Annotated in this window: 21 protein-coding genes and 1 pseudogene; 12 read left to right on the top strand and 10 right to left on the bottom strand. The window is 67.6% G+C overall.

Features of this window, described 5'->3' with window-relative positions; genetic code table 11:
* Positions 1-123 precede the first annotated feature (123 nt).
* Positions 124-819 (top strand): annotated as a pseudogene (locus FAZ11_RS25085) (winged helix-turn-helix domain-containing protein); the annotation flags it as partial.
* 624 nt (positions 820-1,443) lie between these two features.
* On the opposite strand, the gene FAZ11_RS21000 reads toward FAZ11_RS25085, so the two are convergent.
* From FAZ11_RS21000 to FAZ11_RS20985, 4 genes are all read right to left on the bottom strand, one after another.
* Complete coding sequence (locus FAZ11_RS21000) at positions 1,444-1,893, bottom strand: helix-turn-helix domain-containing protein (protein WP_074529220.1); 450 nt, start codon at positions 1,891-1,893, stop codon at positions 1,444-1,446.
* Positions 1,894-2,183: 290 nt separating this feature from the next.
* Positions 2,184-2,771 carry a DedA family protein gene (locus tag FAZ11_RS20995; RefSeq protein ID WP_058782928.1) on the bottom strand — a complete coding sequence of 196 codons (588 nt, stop codon included), beginning with the start codon at positions 2,769-2,771 and terminating at the stop codon, positions 2,184-2,186.
* A gap of 77 nt (positions 2,772-2,848) precedes the next feature.
* Complete coding sequence (locus tag FAZ11_RS20990) at positions 2,849-3,571, bottom strand: pirin family protein (protein WP_137279052.1); 723 nt, start codon at positions 3,569-3,571, stop codon at positions 2,849-2,851.
* Positions 3,572-3,732: 161 nt separating this feature from the next.
* Entirely contained in the window at positions 3,733-4,956 is a 1,224-nt protein-coding gene (locus FAZ11_RS20985; RefSeq protein WP_058773233.1) for an MFS transporter, read from the bottom strand.
* 98 nt (positions 4,957-5,054) lie between these two features.
* Between FAZ11_RS20985 and FAZ11_RS20980 the strand changes: the two genes are divergently transcribed.
* Positions 5,055-5,975 (top strand): LysR family transcriptional regulator, encoded by a 921-nt coding sequence (locus FAZ11_RS20980; protein WP_058773234.1) that lies wholly within the window; start codon positions 5,055-5,057, stop codon positions 5,973-5,975.
* 37 nt (positions 5,976-6,012) lie between these two features.
* On the opposite strand, the gene FAZ11_RS20975 is transcribed toward FAZ11_RS20980, so the two are convergent.
* Positions 6,013-6,423, bottom strand: a complete 411-nt coding sequence (locus tag FAZ11_RS20975) for a DoxX family protein (RefSeq protein ID WP_058760652.1) — start codon at positions 6,421-6,423, stop codon at positions 6,013-6,015.
* Between the two features lie 297 nt (positions 6,424-6,720).
* Between FAZ11_RS20975 and FAZ11_RS20970 the strand changes: the two genes are divergently transcribed.
* The 7 genes from FAZ11_RS20970 to FAZ11_RS20940 all read left to right on the top strand — a co-directional run bounded on the left by FAZ11_RS20970 (position 6,721) and on the right by FAZ11_RS20940 (position 13,832).
* Positions 6,721-7,146, top strand: a complete 426-nt coding sequence (locus FAZ11_RS20970; RefSeq protein ID WP_058773235.1) for a DoxX family protein — start codon at positions 6,721-6,723, stop codon at positions 7,144-7,146.
* Positions 7,143-7,772: an antibiotic biosynthesis monooxygenase gene (locus FAZ11_RS20965; RefSeq protein ID WP_058773236.1), complete on the top strand. Its 630-nt coding sequence runs from the start codon at positions 7,143-7,145 to the stop codon at positions 7,770-7,772. Before FAZ11_RS20970 ends, FAZ11_RS20965 begins: the two co-directional genes overlap by 4 nt.
* Entirely contained in the window at positions 7,769-8,587 is an 819-nt protein-coding gene (locus FAZ11_RS20960) for an alpha/beta fold hydrolase (protein WP_058773237.1), read from the top strand. The genes FAZ11_RS20965 and FAZ11_RS20960 overlap by 4 nt, the downstream gene beginning before the upstream one ends.
* Positions 8,588-8,749: 162 nt before the next feature.
* Positions 8,750-10,591 carry an amidohydrolase gene (locus FAZ11_RS20955; RefSeq protein ID WP_167497024.1) on the top strand — a complete coding sequence of 614 codons (1,842 nt, stop codon included), beginning with the start codon at positions 8,750-8,752 and terminating at the stop codon, positions 10,589-10,591.
* Between the two features lie 11 nt (positions 10,592-10,602).
* A complete protein-coding gene (locus tag FAZ11_RS20950) occupies positions 10,603-12,198 on the top strand; it encodes an MFS transporter (protein ID WP_058773239.1) in 1,596 nt (531 codons plus the stop codon).
* Positions 12,199-12,242: 44 nt separating this feature from the next.
* Positions 12,243-12,866 (top strand): isochorismate family cysteine hydrolase YcaC, encoded by a 624-nt coding sequence (gene ycaC, locus FAZ11_RS20945; protein ID WP_042136560.1) that lies wholly within the window; start codon positions 12,243-12,245, stop codon positions 12,864-12,866.
* 54 nt (positions 12,867-12,920) lie between these two features.
* Complete coding sequence (locus FAZ11_RS20940) at positions 12,921-13,832, top strand: LysR family transcriptional regulator (RefSeq protein WP_058773240.1); 912 nt, start codon at positions 12,921-12,923, stop codon at positions 13,830-13,832.
* On the opposite strand, the gene FAZ11_RS20935 is transcribed toward FAZ11_RS20940, so the two are convergent.
* A complete protein-coding gene (locus FAZ11_RS20935) occupies positions 13,810-15,051 on the bottom strand; it encodes an MFS transporter (RefSeq protein ID WP_058773241.1) in 1,242 nt (413 codons plus the stop codon). The genes FAZ11_RS20940 and FAZ11_RS20935 overlap by 23 nt on opposite strands.
* 260 nt (positions 15,052-15,311) lie before the next feature.
* Between FAZ11_RS20935 and FAZ11_RS20930 the strand changes: the two genes are divergently transcribed.
* Positions 15,312-15,680, top strand: a complete 369-nt coding sequence (locus tag FAZ11_RS20930) for a YgdI/YgdR family lipoprotein (RefSeq protein ID WP_058773242.1) — start codon at positions 15,312-15,314, stop codon at positions 15,678-15,680.
* Between the two features lie 649 nt (positions 15,681-16,329).
* Here FAZ11_RS20930 and FAZ11_RS20925 read toward each other — a convergent pair.
* Entirely contained in the window at positions 16,330-16,680 is a 351-nt protein-coding gene (locus FAZ11_RS20925) for a VOC family protein (protein ID WP_058773243.1), read from the bottom strand.
* A gap of 67 nt (positions 16,681-16,747) precedes the next feature.
* Positions 16,748-17,623, bottom strand: coding sequence for a LysR substrate-binding domain-containing protein (locus FAZ11_RS20920; RefSeq protein WP_058773244.1), 876 nt, complete (start codon positions 17,621-17,623; stop codon positions 16,748-16,750).
* 105 nt (positions 17,624-17,728) lie between these two features.
* On the opposite strand from FAZ11_RS20920, the gene FAZ11_RS20915 reads away from it, so the two are divergent.
* Positions 17,729-18,919, top strand: a complete 1,191-nt coding sequence (locus FAZ11_RS20915) for an MFS transporter (protein WP_058773245.1) — start codon at positions 17,729-17,731, stop codon at positions 18,917-18,919.
* A gap of 104 nt (positions 18,920-19,023) precedes the next feature.
* The gene (locus tag FAZ11_RS20910) at positions 19,024-19,383 is read left to right on the top strand and encodes a hypothetical protein (protein WP_058773246.1); all 360 of its coding nucleotides are present in this window, start codon (positions 19,024-19,026) and stop codon (positions 19,381-19,383) included.
* Between the two features lie 5 nt (positions 19,384-19,388).
* On the opposite strand, the gene FAZ11_RS20905 is transcribed toward FAZ11_RS20910, so the two are convergent.
* Complete coding sequence (locus FAZ11_RS20905; protein ID WP_058773247.1) at positions 19,389-20,267, bottom strand: LysR family transcriptional regulator; 879 nt, start codon at positions 20,265-20,267, stop codon at positions 19,389-19,391.
* A gap of 308 nt (positions 20,268-20,575) precedes the next feature.
* The gene (locus tag FAZ11_RS20900) at positions 20,576-21,427 is read right to left on the bottom strand and encodes a hypothetical protein (RefSeq protein WP_058766265.1); all 852 of its coding nucleotides are present in this window, start codon (positions 21,425-21,427) and stop codon (positions 20,576-20,578) included.
* Positions 21,428-21,723: the final 296 nt, after the last annotated feature.

The raw sequence follows: 21,723 nt of genomic DNA, 5'->3' as shown, positions 1-21,723 counted from the left end.
ATCGTCATTCCTTGGGCCGGGGCAGCGGCCAGAATGGTATGACCTATCGGCGAAGGAGAGGCGCGGACGCCCGTCGGGTTCGCCTGCAGGAGCGGCGACAGGCCTGGCGCGGCGGAGCGCAGCATGGTCATGCATGAACTCAAGCCCTTGGCGGAGGCGAGTGCCTACCGTTTCTGCGGTCTGATCCTCGATCCCCGGCGGCGTCTGCTGCTCGACGGCGAGCGGCCGTTGCCCCTGGGCGGCCGCGCCCTGGACATCCTGCGAGTGCTGCTGGAGCGTCCCGGCGAATTGATCGACAAGCCGACCTTGATGGCCCAGGTGTGGCCCGGCAGCGTCGTCGAGGACATCAACCTGCGAGTGCACATCTCGGCCCTGCGCCGGGTGCTGCGCTCCTACAGCGCCGTGGACCCCATTCTGAGCGTGCGCCATCGCGGCTATGGCTTCGCCCTCGCGGTGGAGCGCCTGGGCGAGACCGAGCTCCTGCCGCTGGCCGAGGCGGCATCTCCCCTGACGCCGCTGGAGGGACGGGCGGCCAGCCTCGCCGAGCTGCGCCGGTTGCTCGCGCCGCGGCGACTGGTCTCGGTGGTCGGTCCCGGCGGGGTCGGCAAGTCGCTGTTGGTCCAGCACCTCGTGGCGACCCTGGCGGACGACTTACCCGACGGCGTGCAGAGCCTCGATCTCGCCGCCCTCGGCACGGTCATGGGCCTGGTCGAGCGCCTGGCCAGCGAGTTGGGGCTGGCGGCCGGGGCGGGGGTGCCGGCCCTGCAGGAGGCCCTGGCCACAAGGCGCCTGCTGGTGGTACTGGACAACGCCGAGCGCCTGGTCGAGCCCTGTGCCTGGTTGGTGGAGCGGCTGCTGCAGGGCTGCCCCTCACTCAAGGTGCTGGTCACCAGTCGCGAAGCCTTGCGGGTGGAGGGAGAGGGGGTGCTGCGCCTGGCCCCCCTGGCGGTTCCGATCCCATCCTCGCCACGCCTGCGCGACGCCATGCGCGAGCCGGCCTTTCGCCTGTTCGTCCGCCGCGCCCGGGCACGGCTGCCGGGGCTGCGTCTGCGGCCGGCCGACGTGTCGCTGGTCGGTGAGATCTGCCGGCGCAGCGAGGGTATTCCCCTGGCCCTGGAGATCCTCGCCGAACAGGTGGCGGCCCAGGGGCTCGGCGGCGTGCTGGCGCAACTCGAAGGTGGCTATTACCTGGATGTGCAGGGGCGACGTACCGCGGCGCAGCGCCAGCGCAGCCTGGGTGCCATGTTGGACTGGAGCCTGCACAGCCTGAGCGAAGCCGAATTCGCCGTGCTGGCGACCCTGGCCGAGGCGGGCGAGCGATTCAGTCGTGACCGGGCGCTGGCGCTGGCCGCCCAGCGTGGCCTGGAGGAGGCGTACTTCATCCCCCTGCTGGGCCAACTGGTGGACAAGTCGCTGATCCTGGTGGAGGACGCTGGCGAGCGCCTAGGCTACCGCCTGCTGGCCATGCTGCGGCTGCACCTGCGTCAGCTCCGCCAGCAGCCGCCGTTCCAGGGCCTGCTGTTGCCAGGCCAGCGGTGGCACACCCACGGCACGGGTGAACACCCGGCTCAGGTGCGCCTGATCGAAGAAACCACATTCCAGGGCAATCGCCGCCAGGGGTAAGGCGCGCTCGGCCAGCAACTGCTGGGCGCGGACGATGCGCTGGTGGCGCAGCCATTCCAGCGGGGCGAGTCCCGCTGTGAGCTTGAACTGCCGGGTGAAGTGGCTGCGCGACAGCCCGCAGAGAGCGGCGACCCGGCTGACGCTGATCCCGCGTTCCAGGTGTTGCAGCAAGATTTCCTTGGCCAGGCGCTCCTGCCAGGCGGCCAAACCGACCAGACGCGTATCCGGCCGCTTGGATAGGGCTGAGGTGCTATCGACGGTCATGGACATGGCGCTCTCCCTATCGAACCAACCTTGAAGCGGCGGTCTGGATGAGAATGATTCCGTGCGGTTGTCTGACGTGCGAGTTGCCTATCGTTAATTAGCGTTAAGACGGCAATTGCTAGTGTGGTGTGTCAGAAGTTCGCGCAAGAATTGGCGAGTGATTTTTTGGCGGTTCGGCGTTCCGACTGGGCTAGGCGCCGCGACGAGTCATAGCAGGGCTATGGCGAGGAGTGGCAACGCTGGCCAGACCGAAAAAGCGCCGCCAAAATTGTGCAGTTAACTTCTGACACACCACACTAGGCGCAGCAGTGTCGCGGATCGGGGTGGCGAGCGCGGCGCTGGGAGAGGAGATGCCAACCGAACCAGGCGATACCGAGGCCCGCGGCGAGCAACAGCGGGGCCGGACCATAGCCTTCGAGTTCGTCCAGCAGGGCCAGGATGTGGGCTTCGAACAGCCGGCCCAGGGCCAGGCCGGAGCCGATCCACAGGGTGGCGCCGCCGAGGTCGTAGGCGAGGAAGCGCCGCAGGGGCATGGCGCTGGCCCCTGCGCTCAGGGTCGCCAGGGCGGCGGCGCCGGGGACGAACTTGGCCACCAGCAACAGGCCGGGCAAGCGGGTGGCGGCCGGGACGTGCCCCGGCAGATGACGCAACAACCAGGTGCCGTGCCGACGGCCAGCCCAGTACCAGAGCAGATCGGCCAGCCCGGTGACCGCGACGCTGGCTAACAGCGCCAGGAGCAACTCGGCCTCGTCGGCCGCCGCGCCCATCACCACCAGCGAGGGATAGGCCGGTACCGGCAGGCCCAGCTGTTCGCCAAAGACGTTCAGCGTCAGCCAGAGGGTGGCGTTACCGGCCACCAGGGAGGTCAAGGCTTGGGTGCTCATGGCGCGTTCTCGGCAAGGGGAGGCCGAGTGAGCGGCCTCCGGGCTTGGCGCCTGCTGCTACCTAGGCGCAGACAGGCTTAGGGCATTTGCGGCAGTTCGTTGGGCCGCAGATCGAACACCAGCACCTCGGCGTCGGTGCCGTGGGCCAGCTGCAGTTCACGCTCGCCGCGCAACCGGACGCCGTCGCCGGCCTGCAGCAGTACGCCATTCAGCTCCAGGCTGCCGCGGGCGACGTGCACATAGGCATAGCGCTCGGGGGCCAACTGCAGGGTGGCGCTTTCGGCACCGTCGAACAGACCGGCGTAGACGCGGGCGTCCTGGCTGACTTCCAGCGAGCCTTCGGCGCCATCCGGCGAAATGATCAGCGCCAGGCGACCGCGCTTGGTCTCGGCGCTGAAGTGCTGCTGCTGGTAGCGCGGCGTGGCGCGGCGCACGTTGGGCACGATCCAGATCTGCAGGAAGTGCACACGCTCGCGGTCGGAGTGGTTGTACTCGCTGTGGCTGACACCGCTGCCAGCGCTCATCAGCTGGACGTCGCCGGGGCGGATCACCGAGCCGGTGCCCATACTGTCCTGGTGCTCCAGGGCGCCTTCGAGCACATAGGAGAAGATCTCCATGTCGCGATGCGGGTGCTCGCCAAAGCCGCGTGCCGGCGCCACGGTGTCGTCGTTGATCACCAGCAGGTCGGAGAAACCCTGCTCCGCCGGATTGCGGTAGTTGGCGAAGGAAAAGGTGTGGAAGGAGTTGAGCCAACCGTGGTTGGCGGCGCCGCGATCGGAAGCTTTACGAATGGCCAGCATGATAGGGCTCCTTGTCTGAGGGGGCGCGGTCGGTGCCGACGCCATGGAAGACATCCTACTGTGGAGAGAGACTTTGATTAACGAGCTGAAAGCGGAATGGTCGTCCTGTTTTGGTTGACGATCCTTGGGCGAGGCGTCACCACCCCCGCCCAGGACGCTCTTCAGATTCGACGCACAGCGGCGGGCCAGAGCCGTACCAGCAGCGCCAGGAGCGCGGCGGTAAGCGCCAGGCCGGCGACGCCGCTCCAGCCCAGGCGTACCAGCAACAGGCTGCCCAGGGCGGCGCCACTGGCCATGCCGATGAACATGCCGGTGAAGAGCACCGCGTTGAGCCGGCTGCGGGCCTCGGGTTCCAGGCCATAGACCTGGGCCTGGTGGGCGATGAGACTGGCCTGGACACCGAGGTCGAAGACCACCGTCGCCACCGCCAGCAGCACCAGGCCGGCCACTCCCGGCATCCAGGGCAGGGCGAGCAGGCTGGCGAAGGCCAGGGCCGCGAGACCGATGCCCAGGCGCGTCACCCATTCCGAGCCGTGGCGATCCGCCAGGCGCCCAGCCCAGGGCGCGGCCAGGGCCCCGGCGGCCCCGGCCAGGCCGAAGGCCCCGGCGGCGGCGCTGCCCAGCTGGAAGGGACCGGCATGCAGATAGAGGGCGAGGGTCGACCAGAAGGCGCTGAAGCCGACGGACAGCAGGCCCTGGGCCAGGGTCGCCCGGCGCAGCGCGGCATGTCGACGCCATAGGGTGCCCAGCGAGCCGAGCAGCGCCGGATAGCTCAGCTGGGTGGTCGCCGCAAAGCTCGGCAGCCCGCGCCAGACCGCCATGCCGATGGCGGCGATGCTGGCCGCGGCCAGCAGATAGAGCGTCCGCCAACCGAACAGCTCGCCGACCAGGCCACTGACCACCCGCGACAGCAGGATGCCCAGCAGCAGCCCGGTCATCACCGTGCCGACGATGCGGCCACGCTCGGCCGGTGGCGCCAGGGTCGCGGCGGCGGGCACCAGATCCTGGGCCACGGTGGCGGCCAAACCGGTGACCAGACTGGCCAGTAGCAGGGCGTGCAGCCCCGGTGCCAGGCTGGCACCGAGCAGGGCCAGCAGCAGGATGCCGAGCTTGGCCAGGATGATGCGGCGGCGGTCGAAGCGATCCCCCAAGGGCGCGAGCAGCAACAGGCCCAGGGCATAGCCGAGTTGGGTGAGGGTGGGGATCAGCCCCACGTCGGCGGCGGTCGCCGGCAGGTCGCTGGCCAGGGTGCCCAGCAGCGGCTGGCTGTAATAGAGGTTGGCCACGCTCAGGCCGGCGCCGGTGGCCAGCAGGCCCAGCAAGGCCGGGGAGAGGGTGGCGGTGCGCGGCGGGGTCTGGCTATGCGAAAGCGGCATGTCGTTCATGCGGAAGCTCCGGGTCGGGATGCGATGGGCTGCATTCTTCGCCAGAAGGCTGGCCGGTTGTAGCCGAACGCCCGGTACAGGGGGTATACGTAAGGCGTATGAACAGCACCTTTACCCATGACCGTCTCGATCTGCTCGAGACCTTCGTCCGCATCGTCGAGGCCGGCAGCCTGTCGGCGGCAGCGCGCCAACTCGGCACCACCCAGCCCACCGTCAGTCGTCGCCTGCAGGCGTTGGAAGCGGCCTTGCAGGTGCGCCTGGTGCAGCGCTCGACCCACGCCCTGAGACTCACCGAGGACGGTCAGCGCTGCTATCGCCAGGCCCAGCAACTGCTCGGTGACTGGCAGGCCTTCGCCGCCGCCCTGCACGGCGCCCATGCCGAACCCGAGGGGCGCCTGCGGGTGGTGATGCCCCATGCCTTCGGCCAGGAGCAACTGCTCGATCCGCTGGAAGCCTATCTGCGCCGCTATCCGGGCATGCAGGTGGATTGGGTGCTGAGCGACCGCGGGCCCAACTTCGTCGCCGATGGCGTCGACTGCGCCATCCGGGTAGGGGTAGTGGAGGACCCGGACACGGTGGCGCTGCGCCTGGGCGACGTCCAGCGCATCCTGGTGGCGGCGCCGGCGCTAGCCGGACCGCTCACCGGTCCCGAGGACCTGGCGGCGCTGCCCTGGATCGCCATGAGCCAGTTCTACCAGAGCGAGTTGCACCTGGAGCGCCCTGTCTCGGGCGAGAGCCATATCGTGCCCCTGCGCCCCCGCCTGGCCACCGAAAGCCTCTTCGTCGCCCGCCATGCCGCCGTGCGCGGCCTGGGCTGCGCGGCGCTGTCGCACTGGATGGTCCGCGAGGATGTCGCCGCGGGGCGGCTGGTGCACCTGCTCCCCGACTGGCAGGCCGCGCCCCTGCCGCTCTACCTCATCTACCCCTACGCCCGGGTCTATCCGGCGCGCCTGCGGCTGTTCCTCGACCTGCTGCGCGAGGCCTGCACGCGGATGCTGGATGTGACGGCGCCCGCCTGACCGCGAGGGTCAAGCGGGCGCGCAAGGGGCGATGGAGTCAGGCCAACCGCGCCGACCGCACCGGCCGCCGCCCATCCACGCTCAGGGCGCCGGCGCCGAAGGCCGCCACCTGCAACAGGCCACCGGCGATGGCCAGGTTCTTGAGGAAGTGGATCAGCTGGTTCTGATCGGCGAAGTGGTTGTGGAACACCGCGGCGGTGACTAGGGCGAAGGCGGCCATGGCCAGCGCCACCGGGCGGGTGCGATAGCCGATCAGCAGCAGGCTGGCCAGACCCAGCTCCACCGCCAGGGCGCCCAGGTAGGCGAGGTCCGGGAAGGGCATACCCATGGCGGCGATGTAGCCCTTGGTGGCGGCGGGGGCGAGCAGTTTGCCCACGCCGCTGAACAGGAAGAGGCTGGCCAGCAGCAGGCGGCCGGTGGTGGCGGTGAAGGCTTGGGTGGTGTTCATCGTCAGCTGTCCTTTCAAGGTCTGGCATCCGGCATAGATGCGATGGGCGGCAGATTACTGTCCACCTTGAATTCGATTAAGTAGCTGAATGGCGTTTTACCGTCATGCCTGAGTTGACTGTTCAATACCTCCAGGCCGTTGTTGTGACCTGAATCCTTTCACCCACACGCCACAGCACAGACGTACAAAAACCAGCACAGACGTCCAAGGCCGCTCCCCGGCGTCCGGGCGAAAGTCCGCCCCATCGACGGCGCGAGGCCTTTCTCGCAGCCGACTCTCTCATCAGGAGGATGGGCCATGCGCGAGGCGCGGCTGGATCTGGGGCTCTTGTTCCTGCGCCTGGGTGGCGCCGGGTTGTTGTTGGCGGTCCATGGCTTGCCCAAGGCGCTGCACTTTCGCCAGCAACTCGGCCTGATCGAGGACCCGCTGCACCTGGGCGTCTGGCCGACGCTGGCCTTCGCCGTGTTCGCCGAGGTGCTCTGCCCGCTGCTGATCGCCCTGGGCTGGGCGACCCGCCTGGCCTGCCTGCCGATCCTGGGGCTGCTGCTCATCGCGCTGGTGGCGGTGCATCCGGAGTGGTCGCTGGAGCAGGGCCAGTTCGGCTGGCTGCTGCTGGTGCTGTTCGGCACCCTGGCGCTCACCGGGCCAGGTCGCTATTCGCTGACGGCCTGGCTGGCCAGCCGCCGCGCGCCCCAGGGCGGCTTCGCGAGGGCGCTGTCATGACCGCCGCACTCGGGCAAGACCCGCAACAGGCCCACGGTCGCATCGTCACCCTGGTGATCCGTCACCAGCCGCTGGCCGGCCAGCACCAGGCCTACCAGCGCTGGCTGCAGCGCGCGGTCACCGCCGCCCGCGCGGCCTGTGGTCATCTCGGTGTGGACGTCATCCCGCCAGCCGAGGAGGGCGCCGCCTTTACTACCCTGGTGCGCTTCGCCGACGTCGACCAACTGCAGGCCTGGCTGGCCTCGCCAGAGCGCCAGGCATTGATCGCCGAGGTGGCACCACTGCTGCGCGAGGCCGATGCCCCCGAGGTGCATGCCGACGCCGAATTCTGGTTCAACCCGCCACGCCCCGGCGTGCGCCCGCCACCGGCCTGGAAGCAGGCTGTGCTGACCTATCTGGTCATCGCGCCCCTGACCATGCTGATCCCGCCGCTGTGGCAGCCGCTGTTCGCGCGCTATCCGCTGCTGGCCGGGCCGGTGCCGAGCAATCTGTTGATCACCCTGTGCATCGTGCCGCTGGTGGTGTTCCTGATCATGCCGCGGGTGAGCCGTCTGTGCGCGCCCTGGCTCAACGCCCGCTCGGGCGCCTTTTCCACTCCCCCCACCCCTAGAGGCGAACAACCATGAGCACCTTCACCACCCGCGATGGCGTCGAGATCTATTTCAAGGACTGGGGCAGCGGCAAGCCCGTGCTGTTCAGCCACGGCTGGCCGCTGGACGCCGACATGTGGGACTACCAGCTGCACCACCTGGCCAGCCACGGCTACCGCGCCATCGCCTTCGACCGCCGCGGCTTCGGCCGCTCGGGCCAGCCGTGGAATGGCTACGACTACGACACCTTCGCCGACGACATCAAGGAGCTGATCGAGCACCTGGACCTGCGCGACGTCACCCTGGTGGGCTTTTCCATGGGCGGTGGCGACGTCAGTCGCTACCTGGCGCGCCACGGCTCGGCGCGGGTGGCCAAGCTGGCGCTGCTGGGCGCCGTCACCCCGCTGTTCGGGCAGAAACCGGACTTCCCCCAGGGCGTCGACCAGGGCGTCTTCGACGGTATTCGCGGCGGTCTGCTGAAGGACCGCGCGCAGTTCCTCGCCGACTTCGCGCCGATCTTCTATGGCACCAATCAGGGCCAGGAGGTCTCCGCGGGCGTCTTCACCCAGACCCTCAACATCGCCCTGCTGGCCTCGCTGAAAGGCACCCTGGACTGCGTCACCGCCTTCTCCGCGACCGACTTCCGCCCGGACATGGCCAAGATCGACGTGCCGACCCTGGTGATCCACGGCGACGCCGACCAGGTGGTGCCCTTCGAAACCACCGGCAAGCTGGCCGCCGAGCTGATCCGCGGCGCCGAGCTCAAGGTGTATGCCGGTGCCCCCCACGGCTTCGCGGTGACCCACGCCGAGCAGCTGAACCAGGACCTGCTGGCCTTCGTGGCGAGCTGAGCACCGGCCCGGGCAGCAGGTGCTGTCCGGGCTGCGAGAGCCGCCATGAGCCAAGAACCCCTGGACCCCCAACGCCGTCGCGCCCTCTTGCTGGGCGCCGCCGGCGCGCTCTGGTCCGTCCTGCCCCTGGCCGGACGCGCCGACCCTGCCCCTGGAGGCACCATGCAACACGCCGATCTGATCCTGCACAACGGCAAGCTCCACACCGTCGATCCCGAGCGCCCCGAGGTCACTGCGGTCGCCATCAAGGACGGCGTCTTTATCGCCGTGGGCAGCGACAGCGCGGCCATGGCCCATCGCGGTCCGGCTACCCAGGTGGTCGACCTGCGCGGCCGCCGCGCCATTCCCGGCCTCAACGATTCCCACCTGCACCTGATCCGCGGCGGCCTCAACTACAACCTGGAGCTGCGCTGGGAGGGCGTGCCCTCGTTGGCGGATGCCCTGCGCCTGCTCAAGGACCAGGCCGAGCGCACCCCGGCGCCCCAGTGGGTGCGGGTGGTGGGCGGCTGGAACGAATTCCAGTTCGCCGAGCGCCGCCTGCCGACCCTGGACGAACTCAACCAGGCGGCGCCGGACACTCCGGTGTTCATCCTCCACCTCTACGACCGGGCGCTGCTCAATCGCGCCGCCCTGCGGGTGGTCGGCTACACCAAGGACACCCCCAATCCCCCGGGCGGCGAGATCCAGCGCGATGCCCGCGGTGAGCCCACCGGTATGCTCATCGCCCGGCCCAACGCCATGATCCTCTACGCCACCCTGGCCAAGGGGCCCAAGCTGCCGCTGGAGTACCAGGTCAACTCCACCCGCCAGTTCATGCGCGAACTCAATCGCCTGGGGCTGACCAGCGCCATCGATGCCGGCGGTGGCTTCCAGAACTACCCGGACGACTACCAGGTGATCCAGGAGTTGGCCGATGCCGACCAGCTCACCGTGCGCATCGCCTACAACCTCTTCACCCAGCGACCCAAGGAAGAGCTGACCGACTTCAAGAACTGGACCAGTAGCGTCACCCTGCACCAGGGCACCGACTTCCTCCGGCACAACGGCGCCGGCGAGATGCTGGCCTTCTCCGCAGCCGACTTCGAGGACTTCCTCGAACCGCGCCCGGACCTGCCACCCACCATGGAGGCCGATCTGGAACCCGTGGTGCGCCACCTGGTGGAGCAGCGCTGGCCGTTCCGCCTGCACGCCACCTACGACGAATCCATCTCGCGGATGCTCGACGTCTTCGAGCGAGTCAATCGCGACGTACCCTTCAATGGCCTGCCCTGGTTCTTCGACCACGCCGAGACCATCAGCCCGCGCAACATCGAGCGGGTCAAGGCGCTGGGCGGCGGTATCGCCATCCAGGACCGCATGGCCTTCCAGGGCGAATACTTCGTCGACCGCTACGGCGCCCAGGCTGCCGAGCAGACCCCGCCGATCCAGCGGATGCTCGCCGCTGGTGTACCGGTGGGGGCGGGGACCGACGCCACCCGGGTGTCCAGCTACAACCCCTGGACCTCGCTGTACTGGCTGGTGAGTGGCCGCACCGTCGGCGGCCTGGCGCTCTACCAAGAGGGCCTGCCGCGGGCCACCGCCCTGCAGCTGCTCACCCAGGGCAGTGCCTGGTTCTCCTCGGAACAGGGCAAGAAGGGCCAACTGCGGGTGGGCCAACTGGCCGACGTGGCGGTGCTCTCGGCGGACTTCTTCAGCGTCGAGGAAGAGGCCATCAAGCACCTGGAGTCGGTGCTCACCGTGGTCGGTGGCCGCATCGTCCATGGCGCCGAGGAATTCGATCGCCTGGGGCCGGCGCCCTTGCCGGTCACGCCGGACTGGTCGCCGGTGGTCAAGGTGCCCGGTCACTGGAAACCCGGTACGCCCTTGCAGGCCGCCGTGCACCAGTGCGCCGGCGCCTGTTCCGTGCATGGCCACGGCCATGAGCGGGCGCGCCAGAGCCGGGTGCCGGTCAGCGATTTCAGTGGCTTCTGGGGCGCCTTCGGCTGCTCCTGCTTCAGCTTCTGAGGACCGCCGCCATGACCGCCGCCACCCTCACGCCGAACACTGCCTCGCCCTGGCAGCCGCTGCGCCAGCGCACCTTTCGCTGGCTGTGGCTGGCCAGCATCGCCTCCAACATCGGTACCTGGATGCACGAGGTGGGCGCCGGCTGGCTGATGACCTCGCTGTCGGCCAGCCCCCTGGCGGTGGCCCTGGTGCAGGTGGCGGGGGCGCTGCCGATGTTCCTGCTGGCGCTGCCGGCCGGCGCCCTGGCCGACATCGTCGACCGGCGCCGCTATCTGCTCGGCGTGCAGCTGTGGATGGCCGCGGTGGCCCTGGCCTTGGCCAGCCTGACCCTGGCCGGCTGGATGAGCGTGCCGCTGCTCCTGGGCCTGACCCTGGCCATGGGCGTGGGCACCGCGCTGATGCTGCCGGCTTGGTCGGCGCTCACCCCCGAGCTGGTGGATAAAAGCGAGCTGCCCGCGGCCATCGCCCTGTCCAGCCTGGGCATGAACGTGGCCCGCGCCCTGGGGCCGGCGCTGGCCGGGGTGCTGGTCAGCCTGGCCGGTCCCTGGCTGACCTTCGCCCTGAATGCCGTGTCCTTCTTCGCCGTCATCGTCGCGCTCCTGACCTGGCGGCGCCAACCTGCAGCCGCCGTGCTGCCCGCGGAGCGCCTCTTGGGCGCGGTCCGGGTCGGTTTCCGCTACGCCCGCAGCTCCCCCCAGCTGCAGGTGGTGCTGGCCCGGACCGCCGCGTTTTTTCTCGGCGCCAGCGCCGGCATGGCCCTGCTACCGCTGCTGGTCCGCCAGGCCCTGCAGGGTACTGCCCTGGATTTCGGCATCCTGCTCGGTTGCGTGGGCCTGGGCGCCATCGGCGGCGCCATGCTCTTGCCGCGGCTACGCGAAAGACTTTCCAGCGATCTGCTCGTAGCCGGCGCCAGCGCCCTCTATGCCCTCGTCCTGCTGGGGCTGGCCTGGATCCGTGACTTCGCCTGGCTGCTGCCGGTGATGCTCGCCAGCGGCCTGGCCTGGATCGCCGTGCTCTCCAGCCTGCAGGTGGCGGCCCAGACCGCCGTTCCCGGCTGGGTACGCGCCCGCGCCCTGGCCGTCTACATCCTGGTGTTCTTCGGCACCAGCGCCCTGGGCGGCACCCTCTGGGGCACCGTGGCCAGTCACTTCTCCCTGACCGTGGCCCTGAGCGCGGCCGCCGCGGTGTTGCTGGCCGGCATCGTCCTGACCTGGCGCCTGCGCCTGCCGGTCACCCCGGCGGCGGACATCGCCCCCTCGCTGCACTGGCCGACACCGCTGCTCGACGACTCCCTGGACCGCGAGCGCGGCCCGGTGATGGTCACCCTGGAATACGACATCGCCCCCGAACACGGCCCGGCCTTCCGCCAGGCCATGCAGGCGGTCGGCGGCATGCGCCGGCGCAACGGCGCCTTCTCCTGGGCCCTGCTGCAGGACAGCGCCGAGCCGCGCCGCTGGCAGGAATTCTTCTGCGACGAATCCTGGCTGGAGCACCTGCGCCACCACCACCGCGTCACCCAGGGCGAACAGCGCCTGGAAGCGGCGGCGCGGCAATACCAGACCCCCGGCGTACCCATCGCCATCCGCCATCTCCTGGGCGGCGCCTAGCGCAGCCCGTTACCTCATCAACCACCACCCCTGAGGACTCCACCATGAGCAAGCCCTACAACCGTCTCGACAAGAACGATGCCGTCGTCCTGCTGATCGACCACCAGGCCGGTCTGATCTCCCTGGTGCAGGATTTCACTCCCAGCGACTTCAAGAACAACGTCCTGGCCCTGGCCAACAGCGCCAAGTTCTTTGGTCTGCCCACCATCCTCACCACCAGCTTCGAGCAGGGCCCCAACGGCCCGCTGGTGCCCGAGCTGATCGAGTTGTTCCCCGAGGCGCCGTACATCGCCCGTCCCGGCCAGATCAACGCCTGGGATAACGAAGACTTCGTCGCCGCCATCAAGGCCACCGGCCGCAAGCAACTGATCATCGCCGGCGTGGTGACCGATGTCTGCGTGGCCTTCCCGGCGCTGGCGGCCATCGCCGAGGGCTTCGACGTCTTCGTGGTGACCGATGCCTCCGGCACCTTCGACAAGACCGTACAACAGGCCGCCTGGGCACGCATGAGCGCCGCCGGGGTGCAACTGATGAACTGGTTCAGCGTGGCCTGCGAGCTGCACCGCGACTGGCGCAACGACATCGAGGGCCTGGGCGCCCTGCTGTCCAACCACATCCCCAACTACCGCAACCTGATGACCAGCTACGCCAAGCTGGCTGCTAAATAACGGAAGAGGCAGTCCGGCGCCCAATCAGGCGCCGGACCGTCGCGGAGGGATGCCGTGAACCGCAACGACCTGCGCCGCATCGACCTGCACCTGCTGGTGGTGTTCGAAAGCCTCATGCACGAGCGCAACCTCACCCGTACCGTGGAAAAACTCTTTCTCGGCCAGCCGGCCATCAGTGCCGCCCTGGTGCGCCTGCGGCAATTCTTCGACGATCCCTTGTTGGTACGCAGCGGGCGCGCCATGGAGCCCACGCCGCGCGCCCTGGCCATCCTCGAACGGCTACGCCCGGCCCTGGATGGCCTGTCCAACGCCCTGAGCGAGGTCGACGACTTCGATCCCGGCGCCAGCCGCGCGGTGTTTCGCATCGGCATGTCCGACGACGTCGAATGCGGCCTGCTGCCGCCGCTGCTGAACCATCTGCGCGAGGTGGCGCCGCACTGCGTGCTGGTGGTGCGCAACGCCAACTTCCTGCTCCTGCCCGGCCTGCTCGCCAGCGGCGAGGTCTCCCTGGGCATCAGCTACACCACCCAGCTGCCGGCCAATGCCAAGAGTCGTACCCTGAGGCACATCCGCGCCCTGGTGGTGCGCGCCGACCGTGATCCCGCGCCCCTGAGCCTGGACGACTACTGCGGCAGACCCCATGTGCTGGTGTCCATGTCCGGCGATCTCTGCGGCAATATCGACGACGATCTGGCGCGTCTCGGCCGCTCGCGCAAGGTGGCCCTGGGCGTCCCGCACTTCAACGGCCTCGGCGCCCTGCTGGCCGGCAGCGACCTGCTCGCCACCGTGCCCGACTACGCCGCCCGGGCGCTGGCCGCCAGTGGCAGTCTGCGCCTCGAGGAACCGCCGTTTCCCATCGTCCCGGCCAAGCTGTCGCTGGTCTGGCGCGCCGCCCAGGATCAGGACCCGGGCGAGCGCTGGCTGCGCGGGGAGATCCTCAGATTCATGGGCGAGCCGGCGACGTAACCGGGGCTGTATCGGCCACCGCCCCGGAAATCCGCATGCCGCGGGTCTCCTTGCCGAAGGCCGCGAACACGGCGATCAACACGGCAACGGTACCGGCCACCAAGGCCATGGCCAGGCCATAGTTGCCGCCATGGACCGCGGCGATATGCGCCTGCAGGGTGGCGTTGACCGAGGCCAGCAGATTGCCCATCTGGTAGACGAAGCCCGGCAGGATGGCGCGGGCATTGCCCGGCACCAGCTCGTTGAGATAGCTCGGTACCACGCCCCAGGCGCCCTGTACCATGAACTGCATCAGGAAGGCGCCGATGCCCAGGCTCCAGGAACCGCTGGCGAAGGCCCACAGCGGCAGCACCGGCAAGGACAGCAGGGCGGCCAGCATGATGGCTTTCTTGCGCCCGATGCGTTCCGACAGCGAGCCGAAGAACACGCCGCCGAGCATCGCCGCGATGTTGTAGCCAATGGCGATCAGGCTCACGGTGTGCGGATCGAACTGGTGCTGCACCTTGAGGAAGGTGGGGTAGAGGTCCTGGGTGCCATGGCTGAAGAAATTGAAGCAGGCCATCAGCAGCACCATGTACAGGCAGATCTTCCAGTGCTGGCGCAGGATCGGCAGCAGGGCGATGCTCTCCTTGCGCGCCCGCGCGGCCAGCCATACCGGCGACTCCGGCACCTTGAAGTAGATGAAGGGCAGCAGCAGGATCGGCAGGGCGCCGATCAGGAACATGCCGCGCCAGCCCACCGAGGAGAAGAACAGCCCGAAGACGATGGACGCCAGCAGGTAGCCGCAGGGATAGCCGGCCTGGAAGATCCCCGACATCAGCCCGCGCGAGCGATCGGGGATGGTCTCCATCGCCAGCGACGAAGCCACGCCCCAGACCCCGCCCATGGCCACACCGTAGAGGATGCGGAAGGCCATGAACGCCATGAAGGTCGGCGACCAGGCGGACAGGACCTCGAACAGCGAAAACAGCACGATGTTGAGCATCAGGATCGGCCGGCGCCCATGCCGCTCGGCCAGCCGCCCGAAGATCAGGGCACCCAGCGGCCGCACCGCCAGGGTCAGCATGATCGCCAGGGACACATCCGTCACCGAGTTGTGAAAGTACTGCGCCAGGTTGCTGAGGACGAACACCAGGATGAAGAAATCGAAGGCATCCATCGTCCAACTGGCAAAGGTGGCGAAGGCCACGTTGCGCTGTGTCGAAGTCCAGGTAGACATGGCGATCTCCTTGCTCGAAGGGCTTCCGACCTCTGGCGGGCTCGCGGCTCAAGGGACAGGAAGCGGCGGGTTTGTAGTGGTTGTGTTCACAGCCTCCACCCGCCCGGCTTACCAGAGCCTTAAGGTGGACATCACCGCCCCTGACCTGGGGTAGCCCGCGCTTGTCATCAGCCGCATCGATAAGCGCTATCCGCCGGTACGATTTATTGCGGAGGGAGTTGGCTTTCTACGATGGCTCCATATTGTTTGGAGCCACTCCCATGTCCCTCGCCTCCTTCCGCACCGCCCTTCGCCTGCTGGCCTGTGCCGGCTTCCTCGCCGCCCTGGCCGGTTGCGCCAGCTCCCACACCGCCTACCTGCAGGATGGCCGCACGGCCTACCTGGTGCAGTGCAACGGGGTCTTCGGCAGCTGGTCCGGCTGTGCCGGCGAGGCCGCCGAGCGCTGCGCCACCGGCAGCTACCAGGTACTCGCCCGCAACGACATCGACGGCGCCAGCGAAGCCCAGGCCGAGGCCAGCGTCGCCGACCAGGCCTACCGGGTGCGCAACCTGCTGGTGCAGTGCCAGGGCGAAAGATTCGCCTGGCGCGTCGGTACCTTCGTCCGCCGCCTGCCGGTGAGCGAGGGCTGAGGGCCGATCAGGAGGCTCCCAGGCGTTTGGTAGGTAGCCGGATGCCAGGGGCGCAGATGCCGCTGCTACGGATGGGGCACGACGGCTGATCGCGACCCGCCGGGTGCCGCCGAAGATGAACGCCTGCTCGGATGAACCCCCTCTCCTCTCGGGAGAGGGCTGGGGTGAGGGCGCGCCCCGTACTACGCAGTCACCCGTGGAAAAGGCTGCGCCGTTTTCCACGCTACGGTTCTGATCGCGACCCGCCGGGTGCCGCCGAAGATGAACGCCTGCTCGGATGAACCCCCTCTCCCCTCGGGAGAGGGCTGGGGTGAGGGCGCGCCCCGTGCTACGCAGTCACCCGTGGAAAAGGCTGCGCCGTTTTCCACACTACGGCTCTGATCACGATCCGCCGGGTACCGCCGAAGATGAACGCCTGCTCGGATGAACCCCCTCTCCCCTCGGGAGAGGGCTGGGGTGAGGGCGCGCCCCACGCCACACAGTCACCCGTGGAAAAGGCTGCACCGTTTTCCACGCTACGCTCTGATCGCGATCCGCCGGGTACCGCTGGTGATGAAAGCCTGCTCAGCTAGCCCCCTCTCCCTCCGGGAGAGGGCTGGGGTGAGGGCGCGCCCCACGTCCCGTAGTCACCCGTGGAAAAGGCTGCTTCTCAGGCATGTTCCAGAAAATTCAATAACCGCCCGCCGGGATCGCGGACGAAGAAGCGCCTCACGCCCCAGGGCTCGGTCACCGGACCGTATTCCGGCGCATAGCCCGCCCGCTCCAGTCGCCGCAAGACCTCATCCAGGTCATCGACTTCCAGCGACAGCTCCGGCACCGGCGTGCCCGAGCCACCCTCCACCGCGAAACTGACCTGGGGATTGGTCTGGCCCGCGCCGACGAAGGTCAGGATCCAGCCATGGTCCATCGCCAGCGTCAGACCCAGCAGCTCGCCGTAGAAGGCCTTGGCGGCGGCCAGTTGCTCGGTGGCGATGTTCGGTACGATGCGTGTGATCTGCATGGACGCAACCTCCTGGGATGGGCCTCGCAGCTTAGCAAGGCGTGTGCAATGCAACGGTATTCGGCAGCTAATCCGCCAAGGCCTCCTCCAGCACCCGCAGGAACTCCCGCGTCGCCGGTGTCGGCAGGGGCGACCAGATGGCATAGACGTTTCGCTGCGGCGCATCGCTCACCGGCACGCTGGTAAGGCCGGCGAGGGTGGCGGCGATACTGCGCGGCACCAGGCCGATGGCCAGGCCGCGGCGCACGAAGCGCTCCAGGAGTTGCATGTTGCTGGTCTCGAAGCGCACGCGATGGGGCAGGCCCAGGGCCGCGAAGGCCTCGTCGGTCTGCCGCCGCGCGCCGCTACCGGCTGGCAGGTCCACCAGTGGCAGCTCCACCAGCTCATGCAGCGACAGCCGTTCCCGTCCGGCCAGCTCATGCTCCGCCGGCAGCACCGCCACCAGCTCTTCGCTGAGCAGCAGGCGGTGCTCCACCGCCTCGAGCCTCACCTGCCGGGAGACGCCGATCAGGGCGAAATCCAGTTGCCGCTCGCGCACCGCCGCCAGCAGCGTCTCGCTCTTGTCCTGGCGCAATTGGATGTCCACCTGGGGATGGCGGGCATGGAAGGCGGCCAGCAGCTCGACGATATCCAGCCGCGGCACCGAGGAAATCAAGCCCACCGTAAGGGCGCCGCGAATATCGCCCACCGCCGCCGCCACGTCCTGCTGCAGCCGCGCCACCGCCGCCAGCACCTGGCGTGCCTGGACCAGCAGGGCCTCGCCTGCCGGGGTGATGCGTACCTGGCGCGGCAGGCGCTCGAACAGGGTGGCGCCCAATTCGGCTTCCAATCGAGCGATCTGGTGGCTGAGCGCCGACTGCACCACGTGGCAGCGCTCGGCGGCGCGGGTGAAGTGGCGTTCCTCGGCCAGGGCGACGGCAAATTCCAGTTGCTTGAGATTCATGGGCGCTATCTTGAAATGAGATAAAACTCATCTTAACGATTCATTTAACCGATAGCTGCCGTTGTCCGATACTGATGAGCCCTTCATCGTCCCGGACCCTTGCGGATGTCGACCCCCACGCCACCCCTCAGCCGCTGGCTGACCCTGCTCATGGCCGTCGCCACCGGCATCGCCGTGGCCAGCAACTACTACAACCAGCCGTTGCTGCACACCATCGCCCAGCGCTTCGACCTCAGCTACACCCAAGCCGGCAGCATCGTCACCACCGCCCAGCTCAGCTACGCCGCCGGCTTGCTGCTGCTGGTGCCGCTGGGCGACTTGCTCGAAAGGCGCCGCCTGATCGTCACCATGAGCGTGATCGCTGCGGCGGGCCTCGCCCTCAGCGCCACCGCCACCAGCCTGCCCTGGCTGCTGCTGGGCACCGCCATGACCGGGCTCTTCTCGGTGGTGGCCCAGGTGCTGGTGCCCTTCGCCGCCACCCTGGCGGCGCCGGAACAGCGGGGCAGGGCGGTGGGCACCGTCATGAGCGGCCTCATCCTCGGCATCCTGCTGGCCCGTACCGTCGCCGGAGCGCTCTCGTCCCTGGGTGACTGGCGCACCGTCTACGCCGTCGCCGCCGGGCTCATGCTGGCCACCGCCCTGGCCCTACGCCTGGCCCTGCCGCGCTACCAGCAGTCGGCGGGCCTGAGCTATCCGCGGCTGCTGGGTTCGGTGTTCGTCCTCCTGCGCGACGAACCCCTGCACCGGCTACGCACCCTGCTGGGCTGTCTGGGCTTCGCCGTCTTCGCGGTGTTCTGGACGCCCCTGGCTTTCCTGCTCGCCGCCGAGCCCTATGGCTTCGGCGACGGCACCATCGGCCTGTTCGGTCTTGCCGGGGCGGTGGGGGCCCTGGCCGCCAACCTGGCCGGACGCATGGCCGATAAGGGCAAGGGCAGTCTCGCCACCAGCATAGGCCTGGCGGCCATGACCCTCGCCTGGCTACCCCTGGCCTTCGCCCAGAGCTCCCTGGCGGCGCTGCTGCTCGGCATCCTGGTGCTGGATCTCGCCGTGCAGCTCACCCACGTCAGCAACCAGAACGTGGTCTATCGCCTGCGCCCCGAAGCCCGCAGCCGTCTCAATGCCGGCTACATGACCGGCTACTTCCTCGGTGGCTCCCTGGGCTCGCTGCTGTCGGCACGGCTCTACGAACACTTCGGCTGGACCGGCGTGAGCCTCGCCGGCTGCCTGTTGGCCGCCACGGCGCTGGCCGTCTGGTGCCTGTTCCTCTTGCGCCAGCGCCAGGCGCTGCAGGCCTAGACGATCATCAGCGCGGTCGATGATCGCTATCCCGCAGGACGATTTCTAGGCGAAGGGGAGGGTGGAGACAATGAGTCCACACCCACCCGACACAGGTACTCGCCATGAAAACCCTCACCGCCCTCTTCAGCGCCACCCTGCTCACCCTGGCCATCGGCCAATCCGCCCAGGCCGAGGAAAGCGCCCTGCGCCCTCTGGGCTCGCTGATCGAGAAGCACCAGCAGACCGATCGTACCCTGGCCGAAAACGGCACCGACCGCAGCCTGCAACCGTCGATCCAGCGCCAGCAGCAGCGCCTGGACCCGCGTCGCGCCCTGGCCGAGAACGGCGCCGACCGCACCTTGCAGCCCTCGATCCAGCGTCAACAGCAGCGCCTGGACGGCCAACGCCTGGCTGCCGACGGTGCCGAACGCACCCTGCAGCAGTGGCCCCAGCGCCAGCCGACCCGCGGCGCCGTGGCTTGAGCCGGCTAAATCGTCAGTCGGTCGCGCAGATAGTCCGAGAACAGCTGGACGATGCGCGCCGACTGGCGATGCTGGGGATAGACTGCATAGACCGCGGCACTGGGCAGATCGAAGTCCTGCAGCACCTGCACCAGCGCCCCTGATGCCAGTGCCTCGCCCACGATGAAGGTCGGCAGCACCGCAATCCCCTGGCCAGCGATGGCCGCATCCCGCACCACCTCTCCGTTGTTGGCCCTGAGTTGCCCCTGCATGGGCAGCACCAGTGGCTTGCCCCCGCGCTGGAAACGCCACTCCACCTGCCGGCCATGCCCATAGAGCAGACAGCTGTGCTCGGCCAGATCCTCCGGCTGCACCAAGGGCGGCGCCTGGCGCAGATACTCCGGGCTGGCGCAGGTCACCAACTGCATCTCGGTCAGCCGCTTGGCGATCAGACTGGAATCGGCCAGGGTGCCGATGCGGATCGACATGTCGTAGCCCTCCGCCAGGAGATCCACCGCACGGTCGTTGAGATCCAACTCCAGCCGGATCTGCGGATAGGCCGAGAGAAAATCCGGCAGCAAGGGACTCAGGTGCAGCGTCCCGAAGGTCATGGGCGCGCTAACTCTCAGCACCCCCTGGGGCACCGTCCGCCGGCTGGAGAGCAGTTCCTCGGTATCGTTGACGTCCTCGAGGATCTTCACCGCCCGCTCATAGAGCAGCACCCCCAGCTCGGTCGGTTGCAAGCGCCGCGTGGTGCGATTAAGCAGGCGCACCCCTAGGCTTTCCTCCAGCACCATGGTCCGCCGACTGACGAACTGCTTGGACAACCCCAGCTTGTCGGCGGCCGCGGTGAAGCTGCCCTCGTTCAGAGTGGTGACGAACAGGCGCAGGTCATCGAAGTTCATGGCGGCATCCGGGCGGCGGGTGGCCGTCATTGTGCCAAATCAGGGCGGGCCTTTACCCGCAGAGACTCGCCCAAAAGAAAACCCCCTCGCCACCTTGCGGTGGGGAGGGGGTTCTGGCGTTCGCCGAGACAGACGTTAGCCGGTAAGTGTTGGTTGCCGGGCCTTGAAATGTGGCTTCTTGCGCGAATTGCATAATTCAGAGTACCCGATTTTGTACCCGGTTTTGAATGCGTGGGTGGTTTGTGTAGTACACGCTGCGGCGTAGTAACTACTGCAGGTATGGTGGCTTGTAGGGGATGGGGCGACGCCTAGTTTTCGGCTAAGTACATGCCGGCGTCAGCCTCCATCCTCACTAGGCTCTCAATAATTTGAGCGCGCTTAAGGCCATGTTTTTCAGCTAGCGCATCGAGCTGGACGATCACCGTTTTCGAGAGCATGACGTTGACCTGCTTCTTGTTGGCGGCGCGCTCGTCGAATTGCTTGCGGCTCCATCGCCTCTTGATCTCTCGAATCATGGCTGTCCGTTCGTTTCCGCCTATATCCTCCTGGTCGAAGAACATCAGCAGCTCTTGGTAGTTGCTGATCGGCGCCTGCCTAGATAGCGGCGATAGATGCTTCTTCTTAAGCCATTCCCAGGCACAGATACAGCGCTTTTCGCCCTCTTTTTTATCGGCGAACCATTCGAAGTCGCTGTCCTTTGCCTTGTGCCTGCGCCAGTCCCGGTGAAGGAGTTCGACCTCGGATGCCTTCTCGGCAAGATCGACATCCCAAAGGTCGATCATGGCGATGAGGCGATCCCTGCCAGTGAGGTGGACTAGGCCGCGAGAAAGGCGCAGGTCAGTCATCAGTTCGATCTCGCGGATCAGCCACTGGTGCTGCCGTTCATCCTCTTCGATCCAGTCCAGCTTTTCATTTGGAAGCAGCAGTCGATCCTTCTCTCGGGGGATGCGGGACTGGAAGTACTTTTCGTCCCTTAGGGCCTTGGCTATCTCGTCACGCATGGTGAGTCCGTTACAGGTTCTGAGATCAATCCTGGCCTCTCTGTAGTAGTAGAGGTACAGCCACAGCCAGATGTCCTGACGATGGTTTTGATGAGGTTCTTGGAGCAGTTCGCTCAGCCTATCCGCATCCTTGCTGCGCGCACGATTGTCAGCTTTCACGTCATTTCAACCCAGGTCTAGAGGCGGTTGGGGGGAAGATCTCGCCAAATTCTATATTGATTCTATATACGATCTATTAAGATTTATTTGAGTTTCTAGGACCGCTCTATGGTGATTCTAGGAATATTTTTTCTTTGTATACCCTAATTTTGCTGGGTTTCAGTGGGGTTTTTGAAAGAATCTCGCGTTTCCTTATCCTAATCTGCCTTTGCGTGAGGTGAGAGCACCACAGGACGCCGGTCTGGAAGCGCGGTTTTGCTAGCCATGTTCAGGCAAGCGACAAGATGATCTTGAGA

The sequence above is a fragment of the Pseudomonas rhizoryzae genome (assembly GCF_005250615.1).
Lineage (GTDB): Bacteria > Pseudomonadota > Gammaproteobacteria > Pseudomonadales > Pseudomonadaceae > Chryseomonas > Chryseomonas rhizoryzae.
Note: the sequence above shows the minus strand (reverse complement) of the source record. Positions and strands in the feature narration are given on the sequence as shown.